Annotated in this window: 19 protein-coding genes, 1 tRNA gene and 1 riboswitch; of the genes, 12 read left to right on the forward strand and 8 right to left on the reverse strand. The window is 70.8% G+C overall.

The genetic code is table 11. The features are described from left to right. Window positions 1-220 precede the first annotated feature (220 nt). The 8 genes from ACZ7MX_RS16205 (at window position 221) to ACZ7MX_RS16240 (ending at window position 9,706) form a co-directional block, all read left to right on the forward strand. Window positions 221-1,270, forward strand: coding sequence for a LysM peptidoglycan-binding domain-containing protein (locus tag ACZ7MX_RS16205; RefSeq protein WP_472132479.1), 1,050 nt, complete (start codon window positions 221-223; stop codon window positions 1,268-1,270). A 253-nt stretch (window positions 1,271-1,523) separates the two neighbouring features. Beyond that, a riboswitch (cyclic di-AMP (ydaO/yuaA leader) is annotated at window positions 1,524-1,691 on the forward strand. Between the two features lie 7 nt (window positions 1,692-1,698). Next, the gene (locus ACZ7MX_RS16210; RefSeq protein WP_201803737.1) at window positions 1,699-2,355 is read left to right on the forward strand and encodes a transglycosylase family protein; all 657 of its coding nucleotides are present in this window, start codon (window positions 1,699-1,701) and stop codon (window positions 2,353-2,355) included. 338 nt (window positions 2,356-2,693) lie between these two features. Then, entirely contained in the window at window positions 2,694-3,974 is a 1,281-nt protein-coding gene (gene eno / locus ACZ7MX_RS16215; RefSeq protein ID WP_030414325.1) for a phosphopyruvate hydratase, read from the forward strand. Window positions 3,975-4,151: 177 nt separating this feature from the next. Then, the gene (locus ACZ7MX_RS16220; RefSeq protein ID WP_261951052.1) at window positions 4,152-4,604 is read left to right on the forward strand and encodes an FtsB family cell division protein; all 453 of its coding nucleotides are present in this window, start codon (window positions 4,152-4,154) and stop codon (window positions 4,602-4,604) included. 134 nt (window positions 4,605-4,738) lie between these two features. Next, window positions 4,739-5,329 carry a DUF501 domain-containing protein gene (locus ACZ7MX_RS16225; RefSeq protein ID WP_472132482.1) on the forward strand — a complete coding sequence of 197 codons (591 nt, stop codon included), beginning with the start codon at window positions 4,739-4,741 and terminating at the stop codon, window positions 5,327-5,329. After that, window positions 5,326-6,270: a Ppx/GppA phosphatase family protein gene (locus ACZ7MX_RS16230; RefSeq protein ID WP_472132484.1), complete on the forward strand. Its 945-nt coding sequence runs from the start codon at window positions 5,326-5,328 to the stop codon at window positions 6,268-6,270. Before ACZ7MX_RS16225 ends, ACZ7MX_RS16230 begins: the two co-directional genes overlap by 4 nt. A gap of 518 nt (window positions 6,271-6,788) precedes the next feature. Beyond that, complete coding sequence (locus ACZ7MX_RS16235; protein WP_078872334.1) at window positions 6,789-8,177, forward strand: NAD(P)/FAD-dependent oxidoreductase; 1,389 nt, start codon at window positions 6,789-6,791, stop codon at window positions 8,175-8,177. A gap of 218 nt (window positions 8,178-8,395) precedes the next feature. Beyond that, window positions 8,396-9,706 carry a class I SAM-dependent methyltransferase gene (locus ACZ7MX_RS16240; protein WP_472132486.1) on the forward strand — a complete coding sequence of 437 codons (1,311 nt, stop codon included), beginning with the start codon at window positions 8,396-8,398 and terminating at the stop codon, window positions 9,704-9,706. A 67-nt stretch (window positions 9,707-9,773) separates the two neighbouring features. Here ACZ7MX_RS16240 and ACZ7MX_RS16245 read toward each other — a convergent pair whose 3' ends face one another. Further along, window positions 9,774-12,308: an ABC transporter permease gene (locus ACZ7MX_RS16245; protein WP_472132488.1), complete on the reverse strand. Its 2,535-nt coding sequence runs from the start codon at window positions 12,306-12,308 to the stop codon at window positions 9,774-9,776. Window positions 12,309-12,370: 62 nt separating this feature from the next. Continuing rightward, the gene (locus ACZ7MX_RS16250; protein WP_472132490.1) at window positions 12,371-13,153 is read right to left on the reverse strand and encodes an ABC transporter ATP-binding protein; all 783 of its coding nucleotides are present in this window, start codon (window positions 13,151-13,153) and stop codon (window positions 12,371-12,373) included. 478 nt (window positions 13,154-13,631) lie between these two features. Between ACZ7MX_RS16250 and ACZ7MX_RS16255 the strand changes: the two genes are divergently transcribed. After that, window positions 13,632-13,713, forward strand: a tRNA-Leu gene (locus ACZ7MX_RS16255). A gap of 106 nt (window positions 13,714-13,819) precedes the next feature. Here the strand turns inward: ACZ7MX_RS16255 and ACZ7MX_RS16260 are convergent. Together ACZ7MX_RS16260 and ACZ7MX_RS16265 are read right to left on the reverse strand one after the other, a co-directional pair. After that, a complete protein-coding gene (locus ACZ7MX_RS16260) occupies window positions 13,820-14,989 on the reverse strand; it encodes a glycosyltransferase family 4 protein (protein ID WP_472132492.1) in 1,170 nt (389 codons plus the stop codon). After that, window positions 14,989-17,835, reverse strand: coding sequence for a bifunctional glycosyltransferase/CDP-glycerol:glycerophosphate glycerophosphotransferase (locus ACZ7MX_RS16265; RefSeq protein ID WP_472132494.1), 2,847 nt, complete (start codon window positions 17,833-17,835; stop codon window positions 14,989-14,991). The genes ACZ7MX_RS16260 and ACZ7MX_RS16265 overlap by 1 nt, the downstream gene beginning before the upstream one ends. Window positions 17,836-18,262: 427 nt before the next feature. Here ACZ7MX_RS16265 and ACZ7MX_RS16270 point away from each other — a divergent pair, with 427 nt between their 5' ends. Continuing rightward, window positions 18,263-19,141 (forward strand): Bax inhibitor-1/YccA family protein, encoded by an 879-nt coding sequence (locus ACZ7MX_RS16270; protein WP_472132496.1) that lies wholly within the window; start codon window positions 18,263-18,265, stop codon window positions 19,139-19,141. A 129-nt stretch (window positions 19,142-19,270) separates the two neighbouring features. Here ACZ7MX_RS16270 and ACZ7MX_RS16275 read toward each other — a convergent pair whose 3' ends face one another. Continuing rightward, window positions 19,271-19,498: a DUF4287 domain-containing protein gene (locus ACZ7MX_RS16275; RefSeq protein WP_030414336.1), complete on the reverse strand. Its 228-nt coding sequence runs from the start codon at window positions 19,496-19,498 to the stop codon at window positions 19,271-19,273. A gap of 98 nt (window positions 19,499-19,596) precedes the next feature. On the opposite strand from ACZ7MX_RS16275, the gene ACZ7MX_RS16280 reads away from it, so the two are divergent. Next, window positions 19,597-19,956 carry a hypothetical protein gene (locus ACZ7MX_RS16280; RefSeq protein WP_472132498.1) on the forward strand — a complete coding sequence of 120 codons (360 nt, stop codon included), beginning with the start codon at window positions 19,597-19,599 and terminating at the stop codon, window positions 19,954-19,956. A gap of 37 nt (window positions 19,957-19,993) precedes the next feature. Here ACZ7MX_RS16280 and ACZ7MX_RS16285 read toward each other — a convergent pair whose 3' ends face one another. The 3 genes from ACZ7MX_RS16285 to ACZ7MX_RS16295 all read right to left on the reverse strand — a co-directional run bounded on the left by ACZ7MX_RS16285 (window position 19,994) and on the right by ACZ7MX_RS16295 (window position 23,992). Further along, window positions 19,994-20,947: a hypothetical protein gene (locus ACZ7MX_RS16285; RefSeq protein WP_472132500.1), complete on the reverse strand. Its 954-nt coding sequence runs from the start codon at window positions 20,945-20,947 to the stop codon at window positions 19,994-19,996. 579 nt (window positions 20,948-21,526) lie between these two features. Then, a complete protein-coding gene (locus ACZ7MX_RS16290; protein WP_472132502.1) occupies window positions 21,527-22,747 on the reverse strand; it encodes an acetyl-CoA C-acetyltransferase in 1,221 nt (406 codons plus the stop codon). Window positions 22,748-22,975: 228 nt separating this feature from the next. Beyond that, complete coding sequence (locus ACZ7MX_RS16295) at window positions 22,976-23,992, reverse strand: SGNH/GDSL hydrolase family protein (RefSeq protein WP_472132504.1); 1,017 nt, start codon at window positions 23,990-23,992, stop codon at window positions 22,976-22,978. 195 nt (window positions 23,993-24,187) lie between these two features. Here ACZ7MX_RS16295 and ACZ7MX_RS16300 point away from each other — a divergent pair, with 195 nt between their 5' ends. Further along, the gene (locus ACZ7MX_RS16300; protein ID WP_472132506.1) at window positions 24,188-25,576 is read left to right on the forward strand and encodes a cystathionine beta-synthase; all 1,389 of its coding nucleotides are present in this window, start codon (window positions 24,188-24,190) and stop codon (window positions 25,574-25,576) included. The last annotated feature ends 121 nt before the right edge of the window (window positions 25,577-25,697 follow it).

Below are 25,697 nucleotides of genomic sequence, written 5' to 3' on the forward strand. Positions count from 1 at the left end.
TCAGGACGTGACCTGCGCGTGATCTTTGCTACACCGACTTGTGACTACCCGTGACCCCGGCTATTTTTCGATCCACGATCAACGGTTCCTCGAACACACTGTCGAGGAAACCGCTGGATCGCGACAACTCAACCGCCGCGCGAAAGGCATCCGCATGCGTTCCGGGAACGGCCGACACCGGCGCCCCCGTCAAGCACCGGCCATCTTTGTCACGGCGGGAGTGACCGGCTCGGCACTCGCACTGCCCCTGCTCTCCGCCGGCGGCGCACATGCCGCCGACACCGCGACCTGGGACCGGGTCGCCCAGTGCGAGAGCGGCGGCATCTGGAGCTCCGACACCGGCAACGGCTTCTACGGCGGCCTCCAGCTCACCCAGGAGATGTGGGACCGGCACGGCGGCGGGGCCTACGCCTCGCGGCCGGACCTCGCCAGCCGCGCCCAGCAGATCGCGGTGGCCGAGACGATCCTCGACGACCTCGGCCCGGACGCCTGGCCGAGCTGTGCGGTGAACGCCGGCCTGACGAAGGACGGCCGGGCACCGCAGGTCGACCCGGGCGGCACCAGCACCCCGATACCCGACCCCTCGGACGACGACGGCTCCACCGGTTCCACCGGGATGCACGACGGGACGGCCGACGACCCCGGTGGCGATGCGGGCGACGGGCCGGCCGACGACGAGCCGTCGCAGGCCACGCCGTCCCCGTCCACTCCCGACCCCACGGACTCCGCCGGCACCGGCGAGTCGTCCCCCGGCCCCGACCGGACCTCCGGTTCGTCCGGGCCGTCCGGCGACGCGACACCGGGCGACCGGGGCGAGGACCCGTCCGGCACCCCCGGCCCCTCCGGCGACGGCAGCGGCCACGGCCGCGGCACGGACGACGGCAACGGCACCGGCTCCGCGGACGGCACGGCCTCCGACGGGTCGCAGGGCGGGGCGCAGGACGGGTCGCAGGGCGGTACGGGGACGGACGGCGTGCCGGGCGGTTCGGGCCGGCACCGCGGCGACGCGGACCCGGGCGAGGGGGACGGCGCCGGCCGGACGGCCGGCGGGCGGCACGCCTCGCGCGGTGACGACGCGCACCGGACGCCCCCGGCGGGCGGCGACGGGTACACCGTGCAGCCGGGTGACAGCCTGTCAGCGATCGCCCAGGCGCACCGGCTGCCGGGTGGCTGGCCGGCGCTCTACGACCGCAACGAGGACGTCGTCGGCTCCGACGCGGACCTGATCCAACCAGGCCAGCAGCTCGATCTCGGGCAGTCCAAGGGGTAGTTCGCCGGTTTCGGCCCGCTTTGGCGAAAGTGAGACAAGCGTCTCGTTGTGGGGCGGTGGGCCCCGAAGGGTCCGCCGCCGTCGCACCGGTCCCCACCTGCGGGTTTATAACCCCTCCGTGATCAAAAATGGCCAACTCGGGCCAGATGGGGGGGTTTGAACACCACGGGGGTTCCTGTTTACGGTCATCACCGCTCGCCAAAGCGGGCCCCTTCGATCACACGCCGAATCCTGCCGGTGGTCGGAGGCAGTTGACGCGCAAGCGCCGTAGGCAGGAGCGGGGGAACCAAGGTAGGCGCCGGCCAGGCCCGTGAAAGCGGGTCAGCCGGCTTGGGGTGAAGCCCGGTGCCCATGGCACCGGCCGGGCGACTCATCAGTCCGAACCCGACAGCTCACCTCGTAGGCGTCGGTGAGGAAACGAACGAACCATGCTGATCAACAAGGGCAAGCACCGTCGTCCCTCCAAGGCCGTCCGCGTCGCCACGCTCGCCGGTGTCGCCGGTGCCGCCGTGGCCGTCCCGCTGATGGGCGCCACCTCCGCGTCCGCCGCCTCCGTCGCCACCTGGGACAAGGTCGCCCAGTGCGAGTCCGGCGGCAACTGGTCGATCAACACCGGTAACGGCTACTACGGTGGCCTGCAGTTCTCCAACTCCAGCTGGGCCGCCGCCGGCGGCACCAAGTACGCGCCCCGCGCGGACCTCGCCACCAAGTCCCAGCAGATCGCCGCGGCCGAGAAGCTCCTCGCCCTCCAGGGCCCGGGCGCCTGGTCCTGCGCCGGCGCCGGCGGTCTGACCTCCGGTGGCCCGTCCCCCGACCTGAACACCAGCGCCCCGGTGGCCAAGTCCGCGCCGGCGAAGAGCGACGCGGCCGTCAAGCGCACCCCGGCCGCCCCGAAGCACGAGAGCGCCCCGGCCGCCCCGAAGAAGAACCAGGGCCACGGCAACTACACCGTCAAGGCCGGCGACACCCTCGCCAAGATCGCCAAGGCCCACGGCACCCACTGGAAGGCCGTCTACGCGGCCAACAAGTCCGTCATCGGCGGCAACCCGAACCTGATCTTCCCGGGTCAGAAGCTCCACGTCTGAGCCGTCCCCGCACCGGGTCACCCCTGGTGAGACCGGCCCCGTCCGGCGCGCCCCTCCCCCCGGCGCGCCGCGGCGGGGCTTCTGTCGTATCCCCCCGTCATCCCCGCCGCCATCCCCACCGTCGTCCCCGGAGTCGCCCCCCGTCCGCGCCACCGCCGGCCGGCCGCTCCGCCGGACTTTCCCCGCTCGGCGAACATTGCGGCAAACGTCCCGTGAGCTGGGCCTTTGTGTCGCTTGGGGGGTTATTCCGTCCCACGGAGCGGGCCAAGGGGAGGCGGACGCTCCCCGGGCCGTTAGGCTCGTGCTGCAGAACTCCAGACACCCATGAAGGAGACAACGTGCCGTCCATCGACGTCGTCGTAGCCCGCGAAATTCTCGACTCGCGAGGTAATCCCACGGTCGAGGTCGAGGTCGGCCTCGACGACGGCAGCACCGGCCGTGCCGCCGTGCCGTCCGGTGCCTCCACCGGCGCCTTCGAGGCCATCGAGCTCCGTGACGGCGACCCCAACCGCTACCTCGGCAAGGGCGTGGAGAAGGCCGTCCTGGCCGTCATCGAGCAGATCGGCCCGGAGCTCGTCGGCTACGACGCGACCGAGCAGCGGCTGATCGACCAGGCCATGTTCGACCTGGACGCCACCGACAACAAGGGCTCGCTCGGCGCCAACGCCATCCTCGGCGTCTCCCTCGCCGTCGCGCACGCCGCCTCCGAGGCCAGCGACCTCCCGCTGTTCCGCTACCTGGGCGGCCCGAACGCGCACGTCCTGCCCGTGCCGATGATGAACATCCTGAACGGCGGCTCGCACGCCGACTCCAACGTGGACATCCAGGAGTTCATGATCGCCCCGATCGGCGCGGAGTCCTTCTCCGAGGCCCTGCGCTGGGGCGCCGAGGTCTACCACACCCTCAAGAAGGTCCTGAAGGAGCGCGGTCTGTCGACCGGCCTGGGCGACGAGGGCGGCTTCGCCCCGAACCTCGGCTCCAACCGCGAGGCCCTCGACCTCATCCTGGAAGCCATCAAGCAGGCCGGCTACGCCCCCGGCCAGGACATCGCGCTCGCCCTGGACGTCGCCGCCTCCGAGTTCTACAAGGACGGCTCGTACCAGTTCGAGGGCCAGTCCCGCTCGGCCGCCCAGATGACCGAGTACTACGAGGAGCTCGTCGACGCGTACCCGCTGGTCTCCATCGAGGACCCGCTGTTCGAGGACGACTGGGCCGGCTGGAAGGTCATCACCGACAAGCTCGGCGCCAAGGTCCAGCTGGTCGGCGACGACCTGTTCGTGACCAACCCCGAGCGCCTGGCCCGCGGCATCGAGGAGGGCTCCGCCAACGCCCTCCTGGTCAAGGTCAACCAGATCGGCTCGCTGACCGAGACCCTGGACGCCGTCGAGCTGGCCCAGCGCAACGGCTTCAAGTGCATGATGTCGCACCGCTCCGGCGAGACCGAGGACGTCACCATCGCCGACCTCGCCGTCGCCACCAACTGCGGCCAGATCAAGACCGGTGCCCCGGCCCGCTCCGAGCGCGTCGCCAAGTACAACCAGCTGCTGCGCATCGAGGAGATCCTCGACGACGCCGCGGTGTACGCCGGCCGCAGCGCGTTCCCCCGCTTCAAGGGCTGACACCCGGAGCGCGGCGCCCCGCGGTTCCGCCGGGGCGGCCCGGCCCGAGGCCCGAAAGGGCTGATCGGGCGAGCCGACCGCCCAGCGCCCCGTACGTCCCCGGCAACGGTCCCGTACCGTTGCCGGGGACGTACCTGCTTGAAGCAGACCGGCGTCCGTCAGTGAAGGGGAGACGACGTGCCCGCGGACCGGTTCTCGACCGCGACCCGACTCAAGGCGCTCGGCGAGCAGGCCGCCGCCCGCGTCTACCGCGCCCGGCCGGCCCGCCGCAACCGCCTCACCGGCCGCGCCGCCCTGCTGGCCCTGGTGATGTGCTCGCTGGTGGTGGCGCTCGCGTACCCGATAAGGCAGTACGTCTCCCAGCGCTCCGACATCGCCGACCAGCGCCGCAAGGCCCGCGACGCGGGCGCCGAGCTGGACCGGCTGCGCGAGCAGAAGGCCCGCTGGCAGGACCCCGAGTACGTCCGCCAGCAGGCCCGCCGGCACCTGCACTACGTCATGCCGGGCGAGACCGGGTACATCGTCCAGGACGGCTCCGGCACCGCCGCCGCCCCCAAGGGGACGCGGGCCGCGCAGCGCCCCTGGTACGACAACCTGTGGCACGCGGTCGACGCGGCCGACAAGCGGTAGCGCCGGCTCCGGCCGGGCCGCCGGTGTGCCCGGCCCGTACCGCCGGCGCGCGCGGCCCCGTACTGTCGACAGGGACGGCGCGCACCGCCGTCCCGTCCCCCGCCGTATCACCCACCACCTCACCGAAAGCGCACATGGAAACCCCTCCGCCCCAGACCGAGCCCACCGAGCCCACCGCCGCGGACATCGCCGCCTTCAAGGAGCAGCTCGGCCGCCCGCCGCGCGGCCTGCGCGCCATCGCGCACCGCTGCCCGTGCGGCCAGCCGGACGTCGTCGAGACGGCGCCGCGCCTGGAGGACGGCACGCCCTTCCCCACGCTGTACTACCTCACCTGCCCGCGCGCGGCCTCCGCGATCGGCACGCTGGAGGCCAACGGCGTGATGAAGGAGATGACCGAGCGGCTGGCGACCGACCCGGAGCTCGCCGCCGCCTACCGCGCGGCCCACGAGGACTACATCCGGCGGCGGGACGCCATCGAGGTGCTGGCGGGCTTCCCCAGCGCGGGCGGCATGCCCGACCGGGTCAAGTGCCTGCACGTCCTCGTCGGCCACTCGCTGGCGGCCGGGCCGGGCGTCAACCCGCTCGGTGACGAGGCGATCGCCATGCTGCCGGAGTGGTGGAAGAAGGGCCCCTGCGTGAGCCCGTGCAGCGAGCACCACAGCGACAACAACAGCGAGCACGCCACCGAGAACGCCACCGGGACCGACGAGGGAGAGTCCGAGTGAAGCGTGTCGCCGCCGTCGACTGCGGTACGAACTCCATCCGCCTGCTGGTCGCGGACGTCGACCCCGCCACCGGCGAGCTGAAGGAGCTCGACCGCCGGATGCAGATCGTCCGGCTGGGCCAGGACGTGGACCGCACGGGGCGGCTGGCGCCGGAGGCGCTGGAGCGGACCTTCGCGGCCTGCCGGGAGTACGCCGCGGTGATCAAGGGCCTGGGTGCCGAGCGGGTCCGTTTCGTGGCGACCTCGGCCTCCCGGGACGCGGAGAACCGCGCGGACTTCGTGCGCGGCGTGGTGGACATCCTGGGTGTGGAGCCCGAGGTGATCACCGGCGACCAGGAGGCGGAGTTCTCCTTCAACGGCGCCACCAAGGAGCTCACCGGCCGCCCGGATCTCGCCAGGCCGTTCCTGGTGGTGGACATCGGCGGCGGCTCGACCGAGTTCGTCCTCGGCGATGATTCCGTCCGGGCCGCCCGCTCGGTCGACGTCGGCTGCGTGCGGATGACCGAACGGCACCTGGTGCACGACGGCGAGATCAGCGACCCGCCCACCGCTGCCCAGATCTCCGCCATGAAGGCCGACATCGCGACGGCCCTGGACCACGCGGAGGAGGCCGTCCCGCTGGCCGAGGCCGCCACCCTGGTGGGCCTGGCCGGCTCGGTGACCACCGTCTCCGCGATCGCCCTGGGCCTCACCCACTACGACTCCGAGGCCATCCACCACTCCCGCATCCCGCTGGCGAAGGTCCGCGAGATCACCGACCGGCTGCTGACCGCCACCCACGCCGAGCGCGCGGCCATCCCGGTCATGCACCCGGGCCGGGTCGACGTGATCGGCGCAGGCGCCCTCGTCCTGCTGTCGATCATGGAACGTACCGGTGCCGAGGAGGTCGTGGTCAGCGAACACGACATCCTGGACGGCATCGCCTGGAGCATCGCGGACTGAGGCTCTGGAAGGAACGGCGAGTCCGGGCCGGGTGCCCGGACGCGCCGTCCCTCAGATGCCGCGGTGGACGTCGCGCCGGTCGCGGAGGTTCGGGCAACGGCCTCTGTCGTGCGGTGTTTTGAGCGGGCGGGGTGCCGTCCGAGCGGGATCCGGGGGCGCTCAGGAGGCTTCGTGGGCGCCCGGTGAAAGAAAGTTCGTGAAATCCTTCACATGAAAAACCCTCCTGTCGGGCGAACAATCTGACCGTACGATGCCCATTCGAAGGCTCCAGGGCTCTTCGACCCGGAGAATGCGCGGGTTCCGGCGGCTCGGCCGTGTGCTCCCGCGGGGTGTGGCGGGTCACCCGAATGGCCTACAAGCCCTGATCAATGGGGGTGTCCAACGCCTCGCGTACTACGGTGGTTCCGGCCCGCGCTATGGCGTCCGTCACGAAGCCGGCGGAGTGTAGCAGATGCCCCTCGGGTCCTTGTGAAGGGGCTCACGAGCGACCCCCCATCTGGGGGTGGATACTCGATTGCATGAGCACCACGGAGCGTCCCAGGATCCTCGTAGTAGGCGGTGGGTACGTAGGCCTGTACGCAGCTCGGCGCATTCTCAAGAAGATGCGCTACGGCGAGGCGACCGTCACGGTCGTCGACCCGCGGTCGTACATGACCTATCAGCCCTTCCTCCCCGAAGCCGCCGCCGGCAGCATCTCCCCCCGGCACGTCGTCGTCCCGCTGCGACGCGTGCTGCCGAAGGCGGAGGTCCTCACCGGCCGGGTCACCACCATCGATCAGGACCGCAAGGTCGCCACGATCGCCCCGCTGGTCGGCGAGGCGTACGAGCTGCCCTTCGACTACCTGGTGATCGCGCTCGGCGCGGTCTCCCGCACCTTCCCGATCCCCGGCCTCGCCGAGAACGGCATCGGCATGAAGGGCATCGAGGAGGCCATCGGGCTGCGCAACCACGTCCTGGAGCAGCTGGACAAGGCCGACTCCACGACCGACGAAGAGGTCCGCCGCAAGGCGCTCACCTTCGTCTTCGTCGGCGGTGGCTTCGCCGGTGCGGAGACCGTCGGTGAGGTCGAGGACATGGCCCGGGACGCCGCGAAGTACTACAACAACGTGAAGCGCGAGGACATGCGCTTCCTGCTGGTCGACGTCGCCGACAAGATCCTCCCCGAGGTCGGCCCCAAGCTCGGCGCCTACGGCAAGGAGCACCTGGAGTCCCGCGGCGTCGAGGTCTACCTCAAGACCGGCATGGACTCCTGCGTCGACGGCCACGTCAAGCTGAACAACGGCCTCGAGGTCGACTCCAACACCATCGTGTGGACCGCGGGCGTCAAGCCCAACCCGGCGCTGGCCCGCTTCGGCCTGCCGCTCGGCCCGCGCGGTCACGTCGACACCGCCCCGACCCTCCAGGTGCAGGGCACCGACCACATCTGGGCCGCCGGCGACAACGCCCAGGTCCCGGACCTGGTCGGCCGCAAGAACGGCAACGAGAACGCCTGGTGCCCGCCGAACGCGCAGCACGCGCTGCGGCAGGCCAAGGTCCTCGGCGACAACGTGGTCTCCGGCATGCGGGGCTTCCCGCAGAAGGAGTACAGCCACGCCAACAAGGGTGCGGTCGCCGGTCTCGGCCTGCACAAGGGCGTCGCGATGATCGTCATGGGCAAGATGAAGATCAAGCTCAAGGGCCGTCTCGCCTGGTACATGCACCGCGCGTACCACGGCATGGCGATGCCGACGTTCAACCGCAAGATCCGGGTCTTCGCCGACTGGACGCTGGCGATGTTCCTCAAGCGCGAGGTGGTCTCGCTCGGCGCCATGGAGAACCCCCGCGAGGAGTTCTACGAGGCGGCCAAGCCGGCCCCCGCACCGGCCGCGGCCGGCTCCGGCGACAAGCCGAAGGCCAAGGCAAGCTGATTCACCGGTCGGGTACGGGAGTACTCCGACCAGCCCGAAGGGCGTCCGCCATCCGTGGGGCGGACGCCCTTCGGCATGTCCGCAAACGTGTCCGCTCTGGCGAAAAGCGTCCCGGGTGAGGTTCTCTTACCAGCAACGGGACTAACGGGACGCCCCGTTGGCGTTTACGTGGTGGGTGAAACTTCTTTGCCCGACTCGTCAACACGGAGGTGTGCGACATGGCCGACGCCGCTGGACGGCTCACCAAGCTCGCCGAGGAGGTGCTGGGAGCCCCGCTCCCGGTGCGCATCCGCGCCTGGGACCGCAGCGAGTCCGGCCCGCCGGGGGCGCCCACGCTCGTCTTCCGCAACCGCCGCGCACTGCGCCGGCTGCTGTTCAAACCCGGCGAACTCGGCCTGGCCCGGGCCTGGGTGGCCGGCGACATCGATGTCGACGGCGACCTCTACGACGCACTCGACCTCCTCGCCGGACTCCTCTGGGAGCGCGGCACCGACGCCCCCAAGCCGCAGCGGGCCGCCGTCCTGCGCGCCCTGGCCCGCCCGGAGGTCCGTGCCGCCGCCCGGGAACTGCTGACCCTGGTCGGCGCGCCGGTCCCGCCCGCACCACCCGCCGAGGAGGCCCGGCGGCGCCGCGGACCGCTGCACACCCTGCTGCGCGACAAGGAAGCCATCAGCCACCACTACGACGTCGGCAACGACTTCTACGAGCTGGTGCTCGGCCCGTCCATGGTCTACTCCTGCGCCTACTGGCCGACACCGGACGCGACGCTGGAGGAAGCCCAGCGGGGAAAGCTCGACCTGATCTGCCGCAAGCTGGCCCTGAAGGAGGACCAGCGGCTGCTGGACGTGGGCTGCGGCTGGGGTTCGATGGTGCTGCACGCGGCCCGCGAGTACGGCGTACGGGCGGTCGGCATCACCCTCTCCGAGGAGCAGGCCACCTACGCGCGCAAGCGGATCGCCGAGGCCGGGCTCGCCGACCGGGTGGAGATCCGGGTGCAGGACTACCGCGAGATCAAGGACGAGCCGTTCGACGCGATCTCCTCGGTCGGGATGGCCGAGCACGTCGGCCGCACCCGGTACGCGGAGTACGCGGACGCGCTGTACGCCCTGCTGCGGCCCGGCGGGCGGCTGCTCAACCACCAGATCGCCCGGCGGCCGCTGGCGGACGAGGAGACGTACCGCGTCGACGAGTTCATCGACCGGTACGTCTTCCCGGACGGCGAGCTGGCGCCGGTCGGCCGGACCGTGGCCCAGCTGGAGGAGGCCGGCTTCGAGGTGCGGGACGTGGAGGCGCTCCGCGAGCACTACGCGCTGACGCTGCGTGCGTGGGTCGCCAACCTGGAGCGGCACTGGGACGCGGCGGTGCGGCTCACCTCGCCCGGACGGGCGAGGGTGTGGCGGCTCTACATGGCCGCCTCGGCGCTGTCGTTCGAGCGCAACCGGATAGGAGTCAACCAGGTGCTGGCCGTACGGACCCCGGAACCCGGCGCCTCCGGGCTGCCGCTGCGGGCGCGGACCTGGGCGGGCTGACCTGCCGGGCCGACAGCGCGTGTGCCGGGCCCCGCGCGGGGGCCCGGCACACGCGCTTTTTCCGCGGCTACTCCGCCTTGATCGACGCCAGCATGTTCAGCCGGGCCGCCCGCCGCGCCGGCCAGAGCGCGGCCAGGACGCCGATCAGCGCCGCCGCCGCGAGGAAGAGACCGATCCGGCCCCAGGGCAGCACCAGCTCGAACCCCCTGACCGACTTGCTGAGCACGTCTCCGCCCGCCCAGCCGAAGAAGACGCCCAGGCCGACGGCGAGCACCCCGCCGAAGAGCGAGATCACCAAGGACTCCAGCCGCACCATCTGCTTGACACCGGGGCGGTCCAGTCCGATGGCGCGGAGCATGCCGATCTCCTGCGAGCGCTCGAAGACCGACATCGCCAGGGTGTTGATGACGCCGAGCACCGCGACGATCACGGCCATGGCGAGCATCGCGTACAGCAGGTTCAGCATCTGGGTCATCATGTGGGCGATCTCCGCGGAGACCTGCTGCTTGTCGGCGACGGAGATCGCCGGGTTCTTGCCGAGCGCCTTGACCAGCGTGTCCTTGGCGGCGTCGGTGGCGCCGCCCCTGGTCTTCACCAGCACCTGCGTATCGACGGCCTGCTTCTGATGCGGGGCCACGGTGGCGTTGTCCACGACGATGCCCCTGAGCAGGTCCGTGCCCTCGTAGACACCCGAGACGGTGAAGATGCTCTTCGTACCGTCCTCGAAGGCCACCGGGACGCGGGAACCGGGGTGCAGGCCCTTACGCCTGGCGGAGGCGTCGTCCACGATCACCCGGCCGCCCCGGAGCTCGCCCGATGAGCCCTCGGTGAAATCGAGTTGGGTGAGCTTGCCGAACGCCTTGCCGTCGACCGCGGTCAGGAACTCGGGGGTGGCGCCGCTGGTGGCGGACTGCCGCAGCGGGCTGACGGCGGTGACCCCGTCCAGGGTGCTGAGTTTCTTCGCCACGTCGGGGGAGAGCGGCCTCATGCCCTGGCCGGCCATGGAGACCACGTAGTCGGCCTTGAGCGAGGCGACGGCCTTCTTCTCGATCGTGGTCTGCACACTGACCGCGATCACCGTCAGCCCGGTGATCATGGTCAGTCCCACCATCAGCGCGGAGGCGGTGGCGGCCGTACGGCGTGGATTGCGGACCGCGTTCTGCCGGGCGAGGGTGCCGGCGACCCCGAAGGCCCGCAGGACGGGTGCGGCCAGAGCGATCAACGGGCGGGACAGCAGCGGCGTCAGGATGAACACGCCGACCATCACCACCGCCGCGCTGACGCTCAGTGCGTTCATGCTCGCCTCGTCGTTGGATATCCGGATGGCGGCGAGCACTCCGGCCGTACCGGCGCCCGTGATGAGCGCACCGATGGTGTTGCGCAGCACCAGGGACTTGGTGGTGGGGGGCGCGTGCACACTGCTCATCGCGGCGACCGGCGGAATCTTTGCGGCGCGTCGGCCCGGCAGCCAGGCGGACAGGACGGTGATGAGGGTGCCGACGAGCAGGGAGGTCAGCACGGCCGAGAACGGGACCACCAGGGGACCGTCGGGACTGCTGTTGCCCAGGCTGCCGACCAGGGCGCGCATTCCGGCGCCGACGCCGACACCGGCGACCAGGCCGATGACGGAGGCGATCACGCCGACGACGAACGCCTCGATCAGCACCGAGCGGGTGACCTGGCGGCGGCTGGCGCCGACCGCACGCAGCAGCGCCAGCTCCTTGGTGCGCTGAGCGACCAGCATCGTGAAGGTGTTGACGATGAGGAAGATGCCGACGAAGAGCGCGATTCCGGCGAAGACCAGGAAGAACTTCTGCGTCTGGGCGGCGTTCTGGGCGATCATCTCGGCCAGGTCGTCGGCGAGTTGCTTGCCGGTGCTGACCGTGGCGTGGCCCTTGGGCAGCACGGTCTCGACCGCGGACTTCAGGGCCGTCTGGGAGGTACCGGCGGCTGCCTTGAGCTGGATCTCGCTGAATCCGCCGGGGGTGCCCAGCAGCTTCTGGGCGGTCGGGGTGTCGAACAGGGCGAGGCTGCTGCCGGCCGCGACCTCGCTGTCGTCGGCGGTGAAGATGCCGGTCAGCTTCATTTCGCGGACCGGTCCGTTGGTGGATGTCCGTACGGTGTCGCCGACCTTGTAGCCGCCCTGGTCCGCGGTCCGGGTGTCCAGGGCGAACTCGTGCGGGCCGTGCGGGGACACGCCGTTGCGCATCGGGTAGCGGGCGTCCTTGCCGTCGGCGCCGGGGAAGTAGTTGCCGCCCCTGCTCCGGTCGGCGTCGCCGACGAGCCTGCCGTCCTTGTCGGCGATGGCGGTGAAGCCGGAGACGATGCCGGTGGCGGAGGCCGCGCCGGGCACCCGGGCGGTCTTGTCGAGGAGCTTCCGGTCGAGCACGGGTGGCGCCGCGGAGTTGCCGTCGGACTGCGGCCGGACGGCCACGTCGACGTTGCGGAAGCTCTGCTGCATCTGGGCCCGGGAGGCATGGGATGTGGTCGAGGTGAAGACCAGGGTGCCGGAGACGAAGGCCACGCCGAGCATCACGGCGAGGACGGTCATCAGCAGCCGGGCCTTGTGCGCAAGCACGTTGCGCAAGGCGGTACGGAACATGAGTGGGTCAGTCCTGGAGGAGAGGCCCGGGAGGTCCGGGTGGGGGTGGCGGCTGCCGCGGATCAGCTCGTGCGGCCCTTGGCGTCGAAGCCCTTGAGGCGTTCCAGCACCAGGTCGGCGGTCGGGTCGGGCATGTCGTCGACGATCCGGCCGTCGGCGAGGAAGACCACGCGGTCCGCGTAGGAGGCGGCGACCGGGTCGTGGGTGACCATCACCACGGTCTGGCCCAGCTCACGCACGGAGTTGCGCAGGAAGCCCAGCACCTCGGCGCCGGAGCGCGAGTCCAGGTTCCCGGTGGGCTCGTCGGCGAAGATGATCTCGGGCCGGGAGGCGAGCGCGCGGGCGACCGCGACCCGCTGCTGCTGGCCGCCGGAGAGCTGGCTGGGGCGGTGCTTGAGGCGGCCGGACAGGCCGACGGTCTCCACCACGCGGTCCAGCCAGGCGCGGTCCGGCTTACGGCCCGCGATGTCCATGGGCAGGGTGATGTTCTCCAGCGCGTTCAGGGTCGGCAGCAGGTTGAACGCCTGGAACACGAAGCCGATCTTGTCGCGCCGCAGCTGGGTGAGCTTCTTGTCCTTGAGGCCGGTCAGTTCGACGTCGCCTATCCGGGCGGAGCCGCCGGAGATCGAGTCCAGCCCGGCCATGCAGTGCATCAGGGTCGACTTGCCGGACCCCGAGGGGCCCATGATCGCGGTGAACTGCGCCTGCCGGAAGTCGACGGAGACCGCGTCCAGGGCGACCACCTGGGTCTCGCCCTGGCCGTAGACCTTGGTCAGATCCGTGGCGCGGGCGGCCACCGCGGTGGTGCGGCCGGCGGTCGGGACACCGGAGTGGGTGGTGGTCACGGGAACGAGCTCCTGTCGGGACGAGGGACCAACGGGGCCGCGGGCGGCCCAAAGGCACGCACCGCGGACGTCATGCGGACGCTTTCCATCGTGGGTCAGCGCACAGCGGGAGGACGTCAACCCCTGTGACCGTCCTTGACCACCCCTGGGCAGTACCCGCCCCCCGTCCGGTCATCCCGGAGGAGGAGACGAACCCTGAGGCGGGGGCGGCGTACCGGGCGGCCCGAGGGGCGTCCCCGGCCGGGTGACGGGGGTGGCGGGCGGGCGTCGAGTTTCCGTCAATTCGGGTACTGATTTGCGCCGCGGCGGGGCGTGGCAAGGGGAGGTGCCAGGCATGTGCCCACGGCCTGTACCCAGCGCTGATGCACCCTCAGTTGCCAATAAAATAAGACAACCTCGGGATGAGCGGCCGATCTGCGTCGTGCGCTGCGGGCTACGCTCGTGCTGCCCTCTTTGGGGTGGCATGGGGGATCCCCCAGCCCGGATGGTGGAATGCAGACACGGCGAGCTTAAACCTCGCTGGCCTACGGGCCGTGCCGGTTCAAGTCCGGCTCCGGGCACTCCGCACGTGACCAAGGCGGGGTTCGAAGTCGGGTGCTTACCTGAATTTTCAACGAGAAGGGCCGCCGGGGCAAACCGGCGGCCCTCGTGCTTTGTTCGGCGGGCTCAGCGCTCCAGGAGAGCGAAGAGGTTCTCCCAGCGCCCGACAATCTCCTCGGTGGAGAACCGCTGGATGTTCTCCCGGGCGGCTTCGCCCATCGTGTCCCGGAGCTCCTTGTCGGACATCAGGGTGCCGAGATGCCGGGCGAATTCGGTGATATTGCCCGGGGGGGCGAGGAAGCCGTCCTCGCCGTCCGTGATGATCTCGCGGACACCCGGCGCCACGTCGAACGCCACACACGGCACGGCCGTCGCCATCGCCTCCATCGGCGCCAGCGGGAAGCCCTCACCCCGCGAGCTGAGCGCGAACACCGCACTCTCCCGCAGCGCCCCCGGAACGTCCGAGGTACGCCCCATCCACTCGACGGACGAGGTCACCCCCAACTCCGCCGCCAGCTTGCGCAGCGCCTCGGCCTCCTCACCGGACCCGTAGATCCGCAGCGTCCAGTCCGGATGCTCCGGGGCGACCTGCGCCCACGCCTCCAGCAGCAGGTCGACGCCCTTCTCCTCGTGCAGCCGGCCGATGCTGACCACGGACTTGCGGGAGCGGTCCGACGGGACGTCGGGGAAGAACGGCAGCGGGTTGGGCATGAAGCCGACGTTGTCCATCCGCTGGCGGATCCAGCGGTCGGCGTCCTCGCGGGTGAGCGTCAGCATCCGGTCGACGTCCGCGTAAAACCGCTTGACCCGGCCGAAGCGGGAGGACTTGCGGCAGGTCTCGAACGACTCATGGCTCATTCCGACCACCGTCAGTCCGGCGGTGTCGGCCAGCGCGACCCACTCCATCGCCCACACCTGGGTGACGATCACCACCCCGCCCGGCTTCGCCGCCCGGAACAGCGCACTCATCTTCGCCGCCTGCTCCCGCATCCCGGCCTCCCGGGCGGCCCGGCGGCGCTGCTCGGCGACGTTCAGCCGGTCCTTCAGCCCGCGCACCGGGCGGACCGTCGGCGGGTGGTCGCGGTACAGCGTGGTGGCCTTGAACGGCACGTCGTCGGCCAGCTCATGGGCGCGCCCCTCGGGCGCCGGCACGATGCCGATGAGATGCACCCGGTGGCCCCGCTCGCTGAACAGCCGCGCCATCTGGTGCGACCAACTGGTGATGCCGCCCATCTCGTTGACGCTGTTGGAGACGAAGAAGATGTCCCGCGGCCCGGCTGCGTACGACTTGGTCATCAACGGCTCCACTGCGCAAAGAACTGATCGACAATGCTCCGGGCGGCGTCGCCCCGGTCGTATTCCCCGAACTTGGCGACGAATTCCGCGCGCTGGCGGGCGTATTCCAGGGACTGCGTCTCGAACGACTTGATCGTCTCGTGGAAATCGTCCTCGGTACGGACCACCGGGCCCGGCGCGTGCGCCAGCAGGTCGAAGTAGGTCCCCCGGCCCTCGTGGACGTATTCGTCGTAGTCGTAGGTGAAGAACACCAACGGCCGGTCCAGCAGCGCGTAGTCGAACATCACCGACGAATAGTCGGTGATCAGCCCGTCGGCCAGCGCCAGCAGCGGCGTCACGTCATGACGCGCCGACACGTCGATGACCCGGCCCTGCACCGTCGGGGGCAGCACCACGTGATTGAGATAGTGCGAGCGCACCAGCAGGACGTACCGGTCGCCGAACTGCTCCGCGAACCGCTCGACGTCGAAGGGCAATTCGAAGCGCCCGTGCCGGCCGCCCGCCTTGCGGAACGTCGGCGCGTACAGCAGCACGGTCTTGTCCTCGGGAATCCCCAACTCCGCGGCCAGCGGCCCGCGTTCCCGCCGCCCCAGCTCCTCCTCGCGCTGCCGGGCGTGCACCAGCGCGTCGTTGCGCGGGTACCCGACCCGCAGCAGCGTCTTCTCCTTGAGCCGGAACGCCCTGGCCAGGGTGTGCACATCGTGCTCGGAACGGACCAGGAAGCGGTCGAAGCGGTCCAGCGAACTCTGCTGCTCCTCCTGCTGCTGCCGGGTCTGCGCCTTGAGGGCGGGCTGGTCGAAGCCCATCTTCTTCAGCGCCGAGCCGTGCCAGGTCTGGAGGTACGTGGTCTCGGGGCGCTTGGTGAGCTTGAGCGGGTAGCTCTGGTTGTCCACCCAGAACTCCGCCTGCGCCAGCGCCTTGAGGTACGGCAGCGACCAGCGCTTGACCAGCGTGACGCCCTTCGGGAAGTCCTTCGGCGAGCCGGCGTACGACCAGATCGCCTCGAACTCCAGGCCCTGCCGGCGCATCTCCTCGTAGATCGCGCGCGGACTGTCGCTGTACTGCTTGCCCAGGTGGCTCTCGAAGACCACCGTGCGCTTCTTCACGGGCAGCCGGCAGAACACCTCGTGGTACACGCGGAGCTTGTTGTCGCCGGAGACGACCTTCTTGCGCAGCGCCTTCGCCTTGCGGTAGCCGGACTTGGCGAGCGTGCCCGGCTTCCCGCGCACCCCGCGGGTGATCAGCTCCTGCACCCGCTCGGCGCTCGCACCCTCGCTGACCAGCCGGAACGCCAGATGCCCCTTGGCCGAGGCATGCGGCTGCAGACGGTCGGCGACCATCCGCGTCAGCCGCGGCCGGACCGGCAGCGACCCGGTCAGCTCGGTGTCCGCGACGGTGATCCGGGTGGTGGTCCGCACCCCGTCCACGTCCAGCCGCAGCCGGACGTCCCAGATGGAGTCGACGATGCCCAGCGGACGCAGTCCGGCGGTGAGGTCCGCGGTGGCCGCCCAGTGGATCGTGTCACCCTCGTGGCGCAGCTCCCCGACCGGGAAGCGGAAGGACTGCAGGCTGCGCCGCCGGGCACTGAACTCCAGCTCGCCCGTCAGCCGCGCACCGGGCGGGACGACGCCCAGCGGGTTGGTGATCCGCCCGGCCAGGGAGACGGCCCGGCCGGATTCCTGGTAACGGGTGAGCTGGTTGCGCAGGAACAGCTGGTTGACCGGCTTCTCGTGGTAGCCGATGTCGGTGACGTCCAGTACGGAGCGGCCGAAGGCGTCGTCGAAGTGGCCCCCGCACCAGTAGATCCGGCCGTCGTGCTCGGCCAGCGGCGAGGAGACCTTGTCGCGGTTGATCAGCGTGTCCACGGCCGGGATCAGGTTGTCCCAGTCACCCCGCTGGAGCAGGTACGCGCAGATGGCCTGGATGGCCGGTACCCGCTCGTACGCCTCGGGGGCAATGCCGGCGAGGTATTCCCGGGAGAGCTCGGCGAACTCGCGGCGGTAGGACTCGTCCCGGAACGGCAGGTCGCGCAGATGCAGCACCAGGTCGTGCTTGAGGAATTTGACGTCCTTGGCGAGCTTCATCTCGGTCAGGCCGCGCTCGGCCAGCAATGCGTCGATGCGCCGGTGGATCTCCAGCCGGTGCGCATAGTTCGTCATTTCGTGCCGCCGGTTCGTCACCGATTTCACGGCGGCCCGCTCGAATACGTGCCAGAAATAGACCTGATTGGGAATCAGCGTGATGCGCTTCGCCGCGAGATAGGCATCGGCGATGAACATCAGGTCCTCGTAGAACATGCCCTTCGGGAATCGCAGGTCATGTTCGATGAGGAAATCACGGCGATAGCACTTGTTGGTGGAGAGGGTGTCCCAGACGAAAAGGTCCGGCAATTCCGTGACCGACTCCAGGGTCCGGGTCGTGCCGTACAGCCAGGAATACCATTCGTCCCGCTTCTGGTTGCGGGTGTCCTTGTGCAGCCGGACGCACAGACCGGAAACGATGTCCGAGCCGGTTTCCTCGGCGGCCTCCAGCATGTTCCGGCAGGCATTGACCTCCAGGACGTCGTCGCTGTCCAGGAACATGACGTAACGGCCGCGGGTGTGCTGGATGCCGGCATTGCGCGGTTCGCCGCCCGCGCCGCTGTTCTCCGGCAGCTGGAAGGCTCTGACTCTCTCCGGGTGCGTGGCGGCGAGCTGCTGCGCCACTTCGAAGGAACGGTCGGTGCTGCAATCGTCGACGATCACCACCTCGACGTCCCGGAGCGTCTGGTCCAGTACGGACTGGACCGCGGTCGGCAACCGGTCGGCGTCGTTGTAGACGATGACGACTACGGAGACGTCAGGCACAGGGACCTCAACCTCTTTCGCTGCTGTTTGCCGCCAGAATAGCCCCGTCTGTCCCCCCGATTACCACGAATCGCGCCCATGGCACTACGCACAGTGAGCTGCCGGGGTGTGGGGAAGGGGCGCTCCGGCATACGGATCATGACCAGGTGTCATCTCCGCCGATACGCCCAGCAGGGCACTTCCGGCCGGAAGGAAAGACGGCCGCTCCGGTGAATCGGTTGCCTGCTCGGATGTGACGTCCGTTGCGCCCGGGTTCATGCGCCGGCGGTGGCCTCCGGGCACCTCCGCGGCGTCCCGTACGTCCTCCTCCTGGAGGACGTGAAGCGCCGGGGACGGGGAAAGATCCTGCCCAAGAACGAGCGACGTGTCTTTGCCAAGCCATTACGCTTGCCGTCAAGGCCGCGCAGGGCGGCCATGGAGGAGTGAGATGAGGAGCAGCAACCCGGTCTTCTCGCGACGGGGGTTCAGCCGCGACACCGGCTACGCGGGCTTCAACGCGCAGGCCGGGGGCCCCACCGCGAACCCGTACGCCGGCACCAACCCCTACGCACAGGGCGGCAACCCCTACGCGCAGGCCCCCACCGACCCCTACGCCCAGGGTCAGCCCGTCACCCAGGCACCGCCGCAGTACGCGCCGCAGACCCGGCCGATGACGATGGACGACGTCGTCACGCGCACGGGCCTGACGCTCGGCACGGTCATCGCCGGCGCCACCGTCGGCTGGCTGTTCCTGACTCAGAACCTCGGCTTCGCCGTCGGCGCGGGTCTGGTCGCGATGGTGCTGGGCTTCGTCCAGTCCTTCAAGCGCCGGCCGTCGCCCGCGCTGATCCTCGCGTACGCGGCACTGGAGGGCGTCTTCCTCGGCGCGCTCAGCGGCTTCCTCAACGACCTGCCGAAGATGAGCGGCGCCCCCATGCAGGCGGTGCTGGGCACGATGGCGGTGTTCGTCACCATGCTGATCGCCTACAAGACGCGGATCGTCCGGGTCACCGCCCGCTTCACCCGCTTCGTGCTGATCGCGGCGATGGGCTTCGTCCTGCTGTCGCTGGTCAACGTGCTGTTCATGGCCTTCGGCGGCGGGGAGGGCCTCGGCTTCCGCAGCGGCGGCCTGGGCATCCTCTTCGGCATCGTCGGCGTGGTGCTCGGTGCGCTGTTCCTCGCCCTGGACTTCAAGCAGGTCGAGGACGGCATCGCCTACGGCGCGCCGCGCGAGGAGTCCTGGCTGGCGGCGTTCGGCCTGACCCTCACGCTGGTCTGGATCTACATGGAGATGCTGCGGCTGATCTCCATCCTCCGGGGCGACTGACCGGACCCCGCAGCACCAGCAGCTCCGTGAGCTGCTCCGTAAGCAGCTCCATGAGCAGCAACGTGACGAAGGGCCCGCAGGCAGCAGCCTGCGGGCCCTTCGGGGTTGAGGACGGCGCCTCATCGCGGATCAGAACTTCCGCGCGGCGCGCCTGAGGTCGTGTTCATGGACGATCGCCTTGGCGTGCCCGTGGGCGAGGTTGTGCTCGCCACGGAGCCAGCTGACCTTTTCGTCGAAGCGGAAGAGAGCGGGGCCTTCGTCAACGGTGCGGAGCCATTCGGAGATTTCCCGACCCGTGCACTCGGGGATGCGGGAGAGCATGTTCCGGTGGGTCTCTTCGGAGAAGAGCTGAGACATCGGCGCCTCCGGACGCGGTCGATGCTGGTTCTTCAGCACACCGTGCCTGAGGCTTCCGCCGTTGGCAACCACCCGGGAGTGGCGCATAGGCTCACGACGTGCTTGACGTGACCCCTTTGCAGACCGCGGTGGACGCCCTCGCCGACCGCCTCCGAGCGCTGCCGCAGAGCCGGCTCAGCCAGGGCGCGGCGGCCGAGGGGCTCGCGCTGGCGCGGGAGTTGGCGACCCGTGCGCAGCTGATCGAACGGCCCGGGGAGCCGCCGCGCCCGTTCCCGGACGCCGGGATGTTCGCGGTCGGCGACCAGCTCGCGGTGGCCGGGCACGACCTCGTCGAGGCACTACGGGCCGCGGCCGCCCATCCGGCCGGCACCGGACCCGATCCTGACGCGAAAGTGGCCCCCGCCGAAGAGCTGGCGGAGGCCGTGCGATGCGTACGGGCGACAGCGGAACGCTGCTAGCGCCAAACCGCCGTCGGAGAGTCGGGCGGAACGTCCGTCAGAGCGAGGCGATCACGCGGTCGGCGAGGATGTAGACGCTGTCCTCGCGGTTCTCGCCCCAGGAGAAGGTCAGGGCGTACGCGCCGGAGATGCCGGAGCCGCCCAGCAGCACCGGGGTGCGCCCGGCGTGCAGCGCGTCCGCGACCCGGTCCGCGGCCTCGCGCTGGCCGGGGGTCAGGCAGAGCGTGGTGCCGTCGGCGAACACGTACACGTCCAGGGTGCCCAGCGGGCCCGGGCGGACGTCCGCGACCGCGGTGGCCTCCCGCGCCAGCTCCTCCAGGCGCGCCACGGTGCGCTCGTAGTCGCTGATCACCGGGGACGGGGAGAAGTCCGGGTGCGAGGGGTGCCGGCGGCGGGCGGCGGCCAGTTCGGCGGACTCGGTGCCCTCGACGGGCTCCAACTCCGGTGCGTCCAGGGCCTCCAGCGCCTCCACGGACTCCAGGGTGTCCATCGCCTCCAGGGCGTCCGGGCCCAGCAGCGGCTCCAGGCCGGCCAGGTCCGCCTGGCGCGGCACGAACGGCTGGAGGTCGAACCGCTCGGACTCCGGCCGCCCGTCGCGGGTCAGCCGGCCCTCGCGGCCGTCCAGCGGGCTCTCGTCGACGAGGCCGAGCAGAGACGGGGCGTCCGCGGCGTCCCTGGCCTCCTGCGCGGCCCAGAACGCCCGGGCCTCGGCCAGCTCGCGCTCGCGCTCCTCGGCGAGCGCGTCGGCGACGGCGGCGCGTATGTCCGCGAGCGGGGTCGCCTCGGCCGGGCTGGTGCGGGCGGCGGGGATGGTGGCGGCGGCAGCCTGGGCCGCCTCCGCGCGTGCCGCGGCGTCCCGGCGGGCGGCGACCAGCTCACCGTGCAGCTCGACGAGCTGGCGGCGCAGCGCACGGGCGGTGCCCAGCGCGACGGCGCCCAGCGCCACGGCGACGGCCGCGGCCACGAGCAGGACGAGGGTGGTGACGCTCATGCGCCGACCTCCACTTCGTTCGGCGGCCCACTTCCCACGGGCCGTGCATCGGTACATGGACTTCCCCCGGCCGTCGGCCGGGGCGACCCCCTTGATGCGCCGCTCACGGAGGTCACCAATGGTGGCGGCTCGCGCACCGGCGTACTCCCGTTAGCAGAATGTTCTCCGACTTCCTACATCAGCCTGCCGGGGGTCGGCGACCGCTCACCGGGCGCTATATCCCGAAATGCTAGGGGCCATGGGCCTTCTGTGGTGCGGTGACCCCCTGCTGACCTGCAACGACGCTTCTCCCCCAGGACGTTCATCACAATCCTGGGGGAGATTGGGTCGCGATCTTGTCACCGCGTGAGGCAGGTCACGCGCCGTCGCGGCCCGTGTCCGCGCAACAGCGAAGGGTGTGCGCGGGGCGGAAGTTGGTCTGTTCCGCCGCGCGCACACCCTCAAGGACTTCCAGGGGAGATCCTCAGCTCAGCCGCACGTGCCCGAGCTCGCGCTGACCTTCGCTTCCGCTTCGCTACAGCTCAGCTCAGCCGCGCGTGCTCGTGGTCGCGCTGAACTTCGCTTCCGCTTCGCTACAGCTCAGCTCAGCCGCTCGATGACCATCGCCATGCCCTGGCCGCCCCCCACGCACATGGTCTCCAGGCCGAACTGCTTGTCGTGCCACTGGAGGGAGTTGATGAGCGTGGTGGTGATGCGGGCGCCGGTCATGCCGAAGGGGTGGCCGACGGCGATCGCGCCGCCGTTGACGTTCAGCTTGTCCAGCGGGATGTCCAGGTCGCGGTAGGAGGGGATCACCTGGGCGGCGAACGCCTCGTTGATCTCGACCAGGTCGATGTCGGAGATGGTCAGGCCGGCGCGGCGGAGCGCCTGCTTGCTGGCCTCGACCGGGCCGTAGCCCATGATCTCGGGGGACAGGCCCGAGACGCCGGTGGAGACGATCCGGGCGAGCGGCGTCAGGCCCAGCTCACGGGCCTTGGTGTCGGACATGATGACCAGCGCCGCGGCACCGTCGTTGAGCGCGCAGCAGTTGCCGGCCGTCACCAGGCCGTCGGGGCGGAAGACCGGCTTGAGGCCCTGCACGCCCTCCAGCGTGACGCCGGCGCGCGGGCCGTCGTCCTGCGAGACGACCGTGCCGTCGGGCAGCGTCACCGGAGTGATCTCCCGCTCCCAGAAGCCGTCCTTGATCGCCTTCTCGGCGAGGTTCTGCGACCGTACGCCGAACTCGTCCATGTCCTGGCGGGTGACGCCCTTGAGGCGGGCGAGGTTCTCCGCGGTCTGGCCCATCGCGATGTACGCGTCGGGGATCAGGCCGTCCTCGCGCGGGTCGTGCCAGTCGGCGCCCTCCTGCTCGGCGCGCGCGGCCGTACGGGCCTCGGCGTCGGCGAAGAGCGGGTTGTGGGTGTCGGGCAGCCCGTCGGAGGTGCCCTTCACGCTGCGCGAGACCGTCTCGACGCCGGCCGAGATGAAGACGTCGCCCTCACCGGCCTTGATGGCGTGCAGCGCCATCCGCGTCGTCTGGAGCGACGAGGAACAGTAACGGGTGATGGTGCAGCCCGGGAGGTGGTCCATCCCCATCTGGACGGCCACGATGCGGCCGAGGTTGTGGCCCTGCTCGCCACCGGGGAGGCCGCAGCCCAGCATCAGGTCGTCGATGTCCTTGGGGTCCAGCTCGGGGACCTTGGCCAGGGCGGTCTCGATGATCTTCGCGGTCAGGTCGTCCGGGCGCAGGTCCTTCAGCGAGCCCTTGAAGGCGCGGCCGATCGGGGAGCGGGCGGCTGAGACGATCACGGCTTCGGGCATCACGGCTCCAGGAAATCAAGTGGCGCCCTGCGCCTCATTGAGGGGCGGTGGTCGGGCGACGGGCGGGACAAGGTGCTGGACTGTGAGGGAAGTTACCTGCACGTACTGCTGAGGTCACGGGCTGCGCGTTGTGATGCGGACCTCTTTTCTAAGCGAGCGCTTATGGAACGGCAAGGGGCCGCCGGGTATTCCCCGCGGCCCCTGGCCCGTCCGGCGACCGGCGGACCCTCAGCGCGGCACCGACGGCCGGTCCGCCGACTCCTCCGCCTCCGGCAGCTGGCGCCGCCGGCGGTGCTTGAGCAGCGCCCAGGGCGCGCGGGAGGCGGTGACCTCCGTACCGCCCTCGGAAGCCGCCTCGGCGGCCGCCTGCTCGACCGGGAGGATGCCCTCGCCCCGGGCGGGCTCCGGCCGCTCCTCGTCCGGCCACAGGCCCAGCGAGGCGCACAGCGTCGGCAGCACGGCCATCGCGGCGGTGGCGTACCCCTCCGCCGACGGGTGGTAGTTGTCCGGCCCGAACAGCTCCCGCGGATGCGCCTCGAACTCGGGGCCCAGCAGGTCGCCCAGCGAGACCGTACGGCCGCCGCTCTCCACCGCCCCGATCGTCTGCGCGGCCGCGAGCTGCCGGGAGAGCCGCCGGGCCACCCACCGCAGCGGCTGGTAGACCGGCTCGATCGTGCCCAGATCGGGGCAGGTGCCCACCACCACCTCGCAGCCCGCGGCGCGCAGCCGGCGCACCGCGTCCGAGAGGTGGCGGACGGACTGCGCGGGCGGCATCCGGTGGGTGACGTCGTTCGCCCCGATCATGATCACGCAGACGTCGGGCGTCTGCGTGCCGTCCGCGAGCATCAGCTCCACCTGGCGCGCCAGATCGTCCGACTGCGCCCCGGGCAGCGCCACGTTGCGGAAGTCGACGGGGAGTTCGGCGACCGCGGCGAGACCGGAGGCGAGCAGCGCGCCCGGGGTCTGCGAGACGCGGTGCACGCCCTGGCCGGCGGCGGTGGAGTCGCCGAGGAAGCCCAGGCGGAGCGGCGGGCGGTCGGTGCGGTGACCGAAGGCGGCGCCGTAGCGGCCGTCGGCGCACGGTGGGATGTCGCTGGAGCCGCCGACCGTGCGGCGGGCCAGCCGGACCTCGGTCAGCAGCACACCGACGGTGGCGACGCCGAGCAGCCCGACGCCGCCGCCACCGACCGCGGCGGCGGTGGCGATCCGCCGTGCCACCCTCGCCCTGGACATCGTCATCGGCATGGGCCGGGCACCTCCCCGTGCAGTGCGGGGCGCGCCGGACCCGGGGGCCGACGCGCTCTTGAATCGGCAAGAACTCCTACAACAGGGTGTTGCCCGTTCCCGCACGGAACGCAACTCCTCCGCCCTCCGCGCCACCCGGGCAATAGGCTGGCGGCACGGGCGCAGGAGAGCGTGCCCCCGACCGCGGAGACCACCGTGCAGTTTTACGATTCGATGATTGAGCTCGTCGGCAACACCCCGCTCGTGCGGCTCAACAACGTGACCAAGGGCATCCAGGCCACAGTCCTGGCCAAGGTCGAGTACTTCAATCCCGGCGGTTCGGTGAAGGACCGGATCGCCGTGCGGATGATCGAGGCCGCCGAGCAGTCGGGTGAGCTGCAGCCGGGCGGCACGATCGTCGAGCCGACCTCCGGGAACACCGGGGTGGGCCTGGCGATCGTGGCCCAGCAAAAGGGTTACAAGTGCATCTTCGTCTGCCCGGACAAGGTGTCCACGGACAAGATCAACGTGCTGCGCGCCTACGGCGCCGAGGTCGTGGTCTGCCCGACCGCGGTGGACCCCGAGCACCCGGACTCGTACTACAACGTCTCGGACCGGCTGGTGCGCGAGACGCCGGGCGCCTGGAAGCCCGACCAGTACAGCAACCCGAACAACCCGCGCTCCCACTACGAGACCACCGGTCCGGAGCTGTGGGCCCAGACGGACGGCCGGCTCACGCACTTCGTGGCGGGCGTCGGCACCGGCGGCACGATCAGCGGCACCGGCCGCTACCTCAAGGACGCCAGCGAGGGCCGGGTCACGGTCATCGGCGCCGACCCGGAGGGCTCGGTGTACAGCGGCGGCTCCGGGCGCCCGTACCTGATCGAGGGCGTCGGCGAGGACTTCTGGCCGACCGCCTACGACCGCACGGTCGCCGACGAGATCGTCGCGGTGTCGGACAAGGACGCCTTCCAGATGACCCGGCGGCTGGCCAAGGAGGAGGGCCTGCTGGTCGGCGGCTCCTGCGGCATGGCCGTGGTGGCCGCGCTGGAGGTCGCCTCCCGGCTCGGACCGGACGATGTCGTCGTCGTCCTGCTGCCGGACAGCGGCCGCGGCTACCTCTCCAAGATCTTCAACGACGAGTGGATGGCCGACTACGGCTTCCTGGAGGAGGGCGGCACCGCCGCCCGGGTCGTCGACGTCCTGGAGCACAAGGAGGGCGCGCTGCCCTCGCTGGTCCACATGCACCCGGAGGAGACCGTCGGCGAGGCGATCGACGTGCTGCGCGAGTACGGCGTCTCGCAGATGCCGATCGTCAAGCCGGGCGCCGGCCACCCGGACGTGATGGCCGCCGAGGTCGTCGGCTCCGTCGTCGAACGGGAGCTGCTGGACGCGCTGTTCACCCAGCGGGCGTCGCTGACCGACCCGCTGGAGAAGCACATGTGCCCGCCGCTGCCGCAGGTCGGCTCCGGTGAGTCGGTCTCCGACCTGATGGCCGTCCTGGAGAGCGCCGACGCGGCGATCGTCCTCGTCGAGGGCAAGCCGAAGGGCGTGGTGAGCCGGCAGGACCTGCTGGCCTTCCTGGCCCGCGAGGCCGGCAAGTAGCACCGGCCGCGGGGGGGGGCCCCACGAGGGGGGGCACGGGGGCAACATCCCCTGCGTCGGTGCGGGTGGTCGTCCGGGGAAGAGCCTTCACCGTCCAAGTGCCCGGGGTTCTTCCCTGCGG

Source organism: Streptomyces sp. NPDC107765 (genome assembly GCF_055657085.1).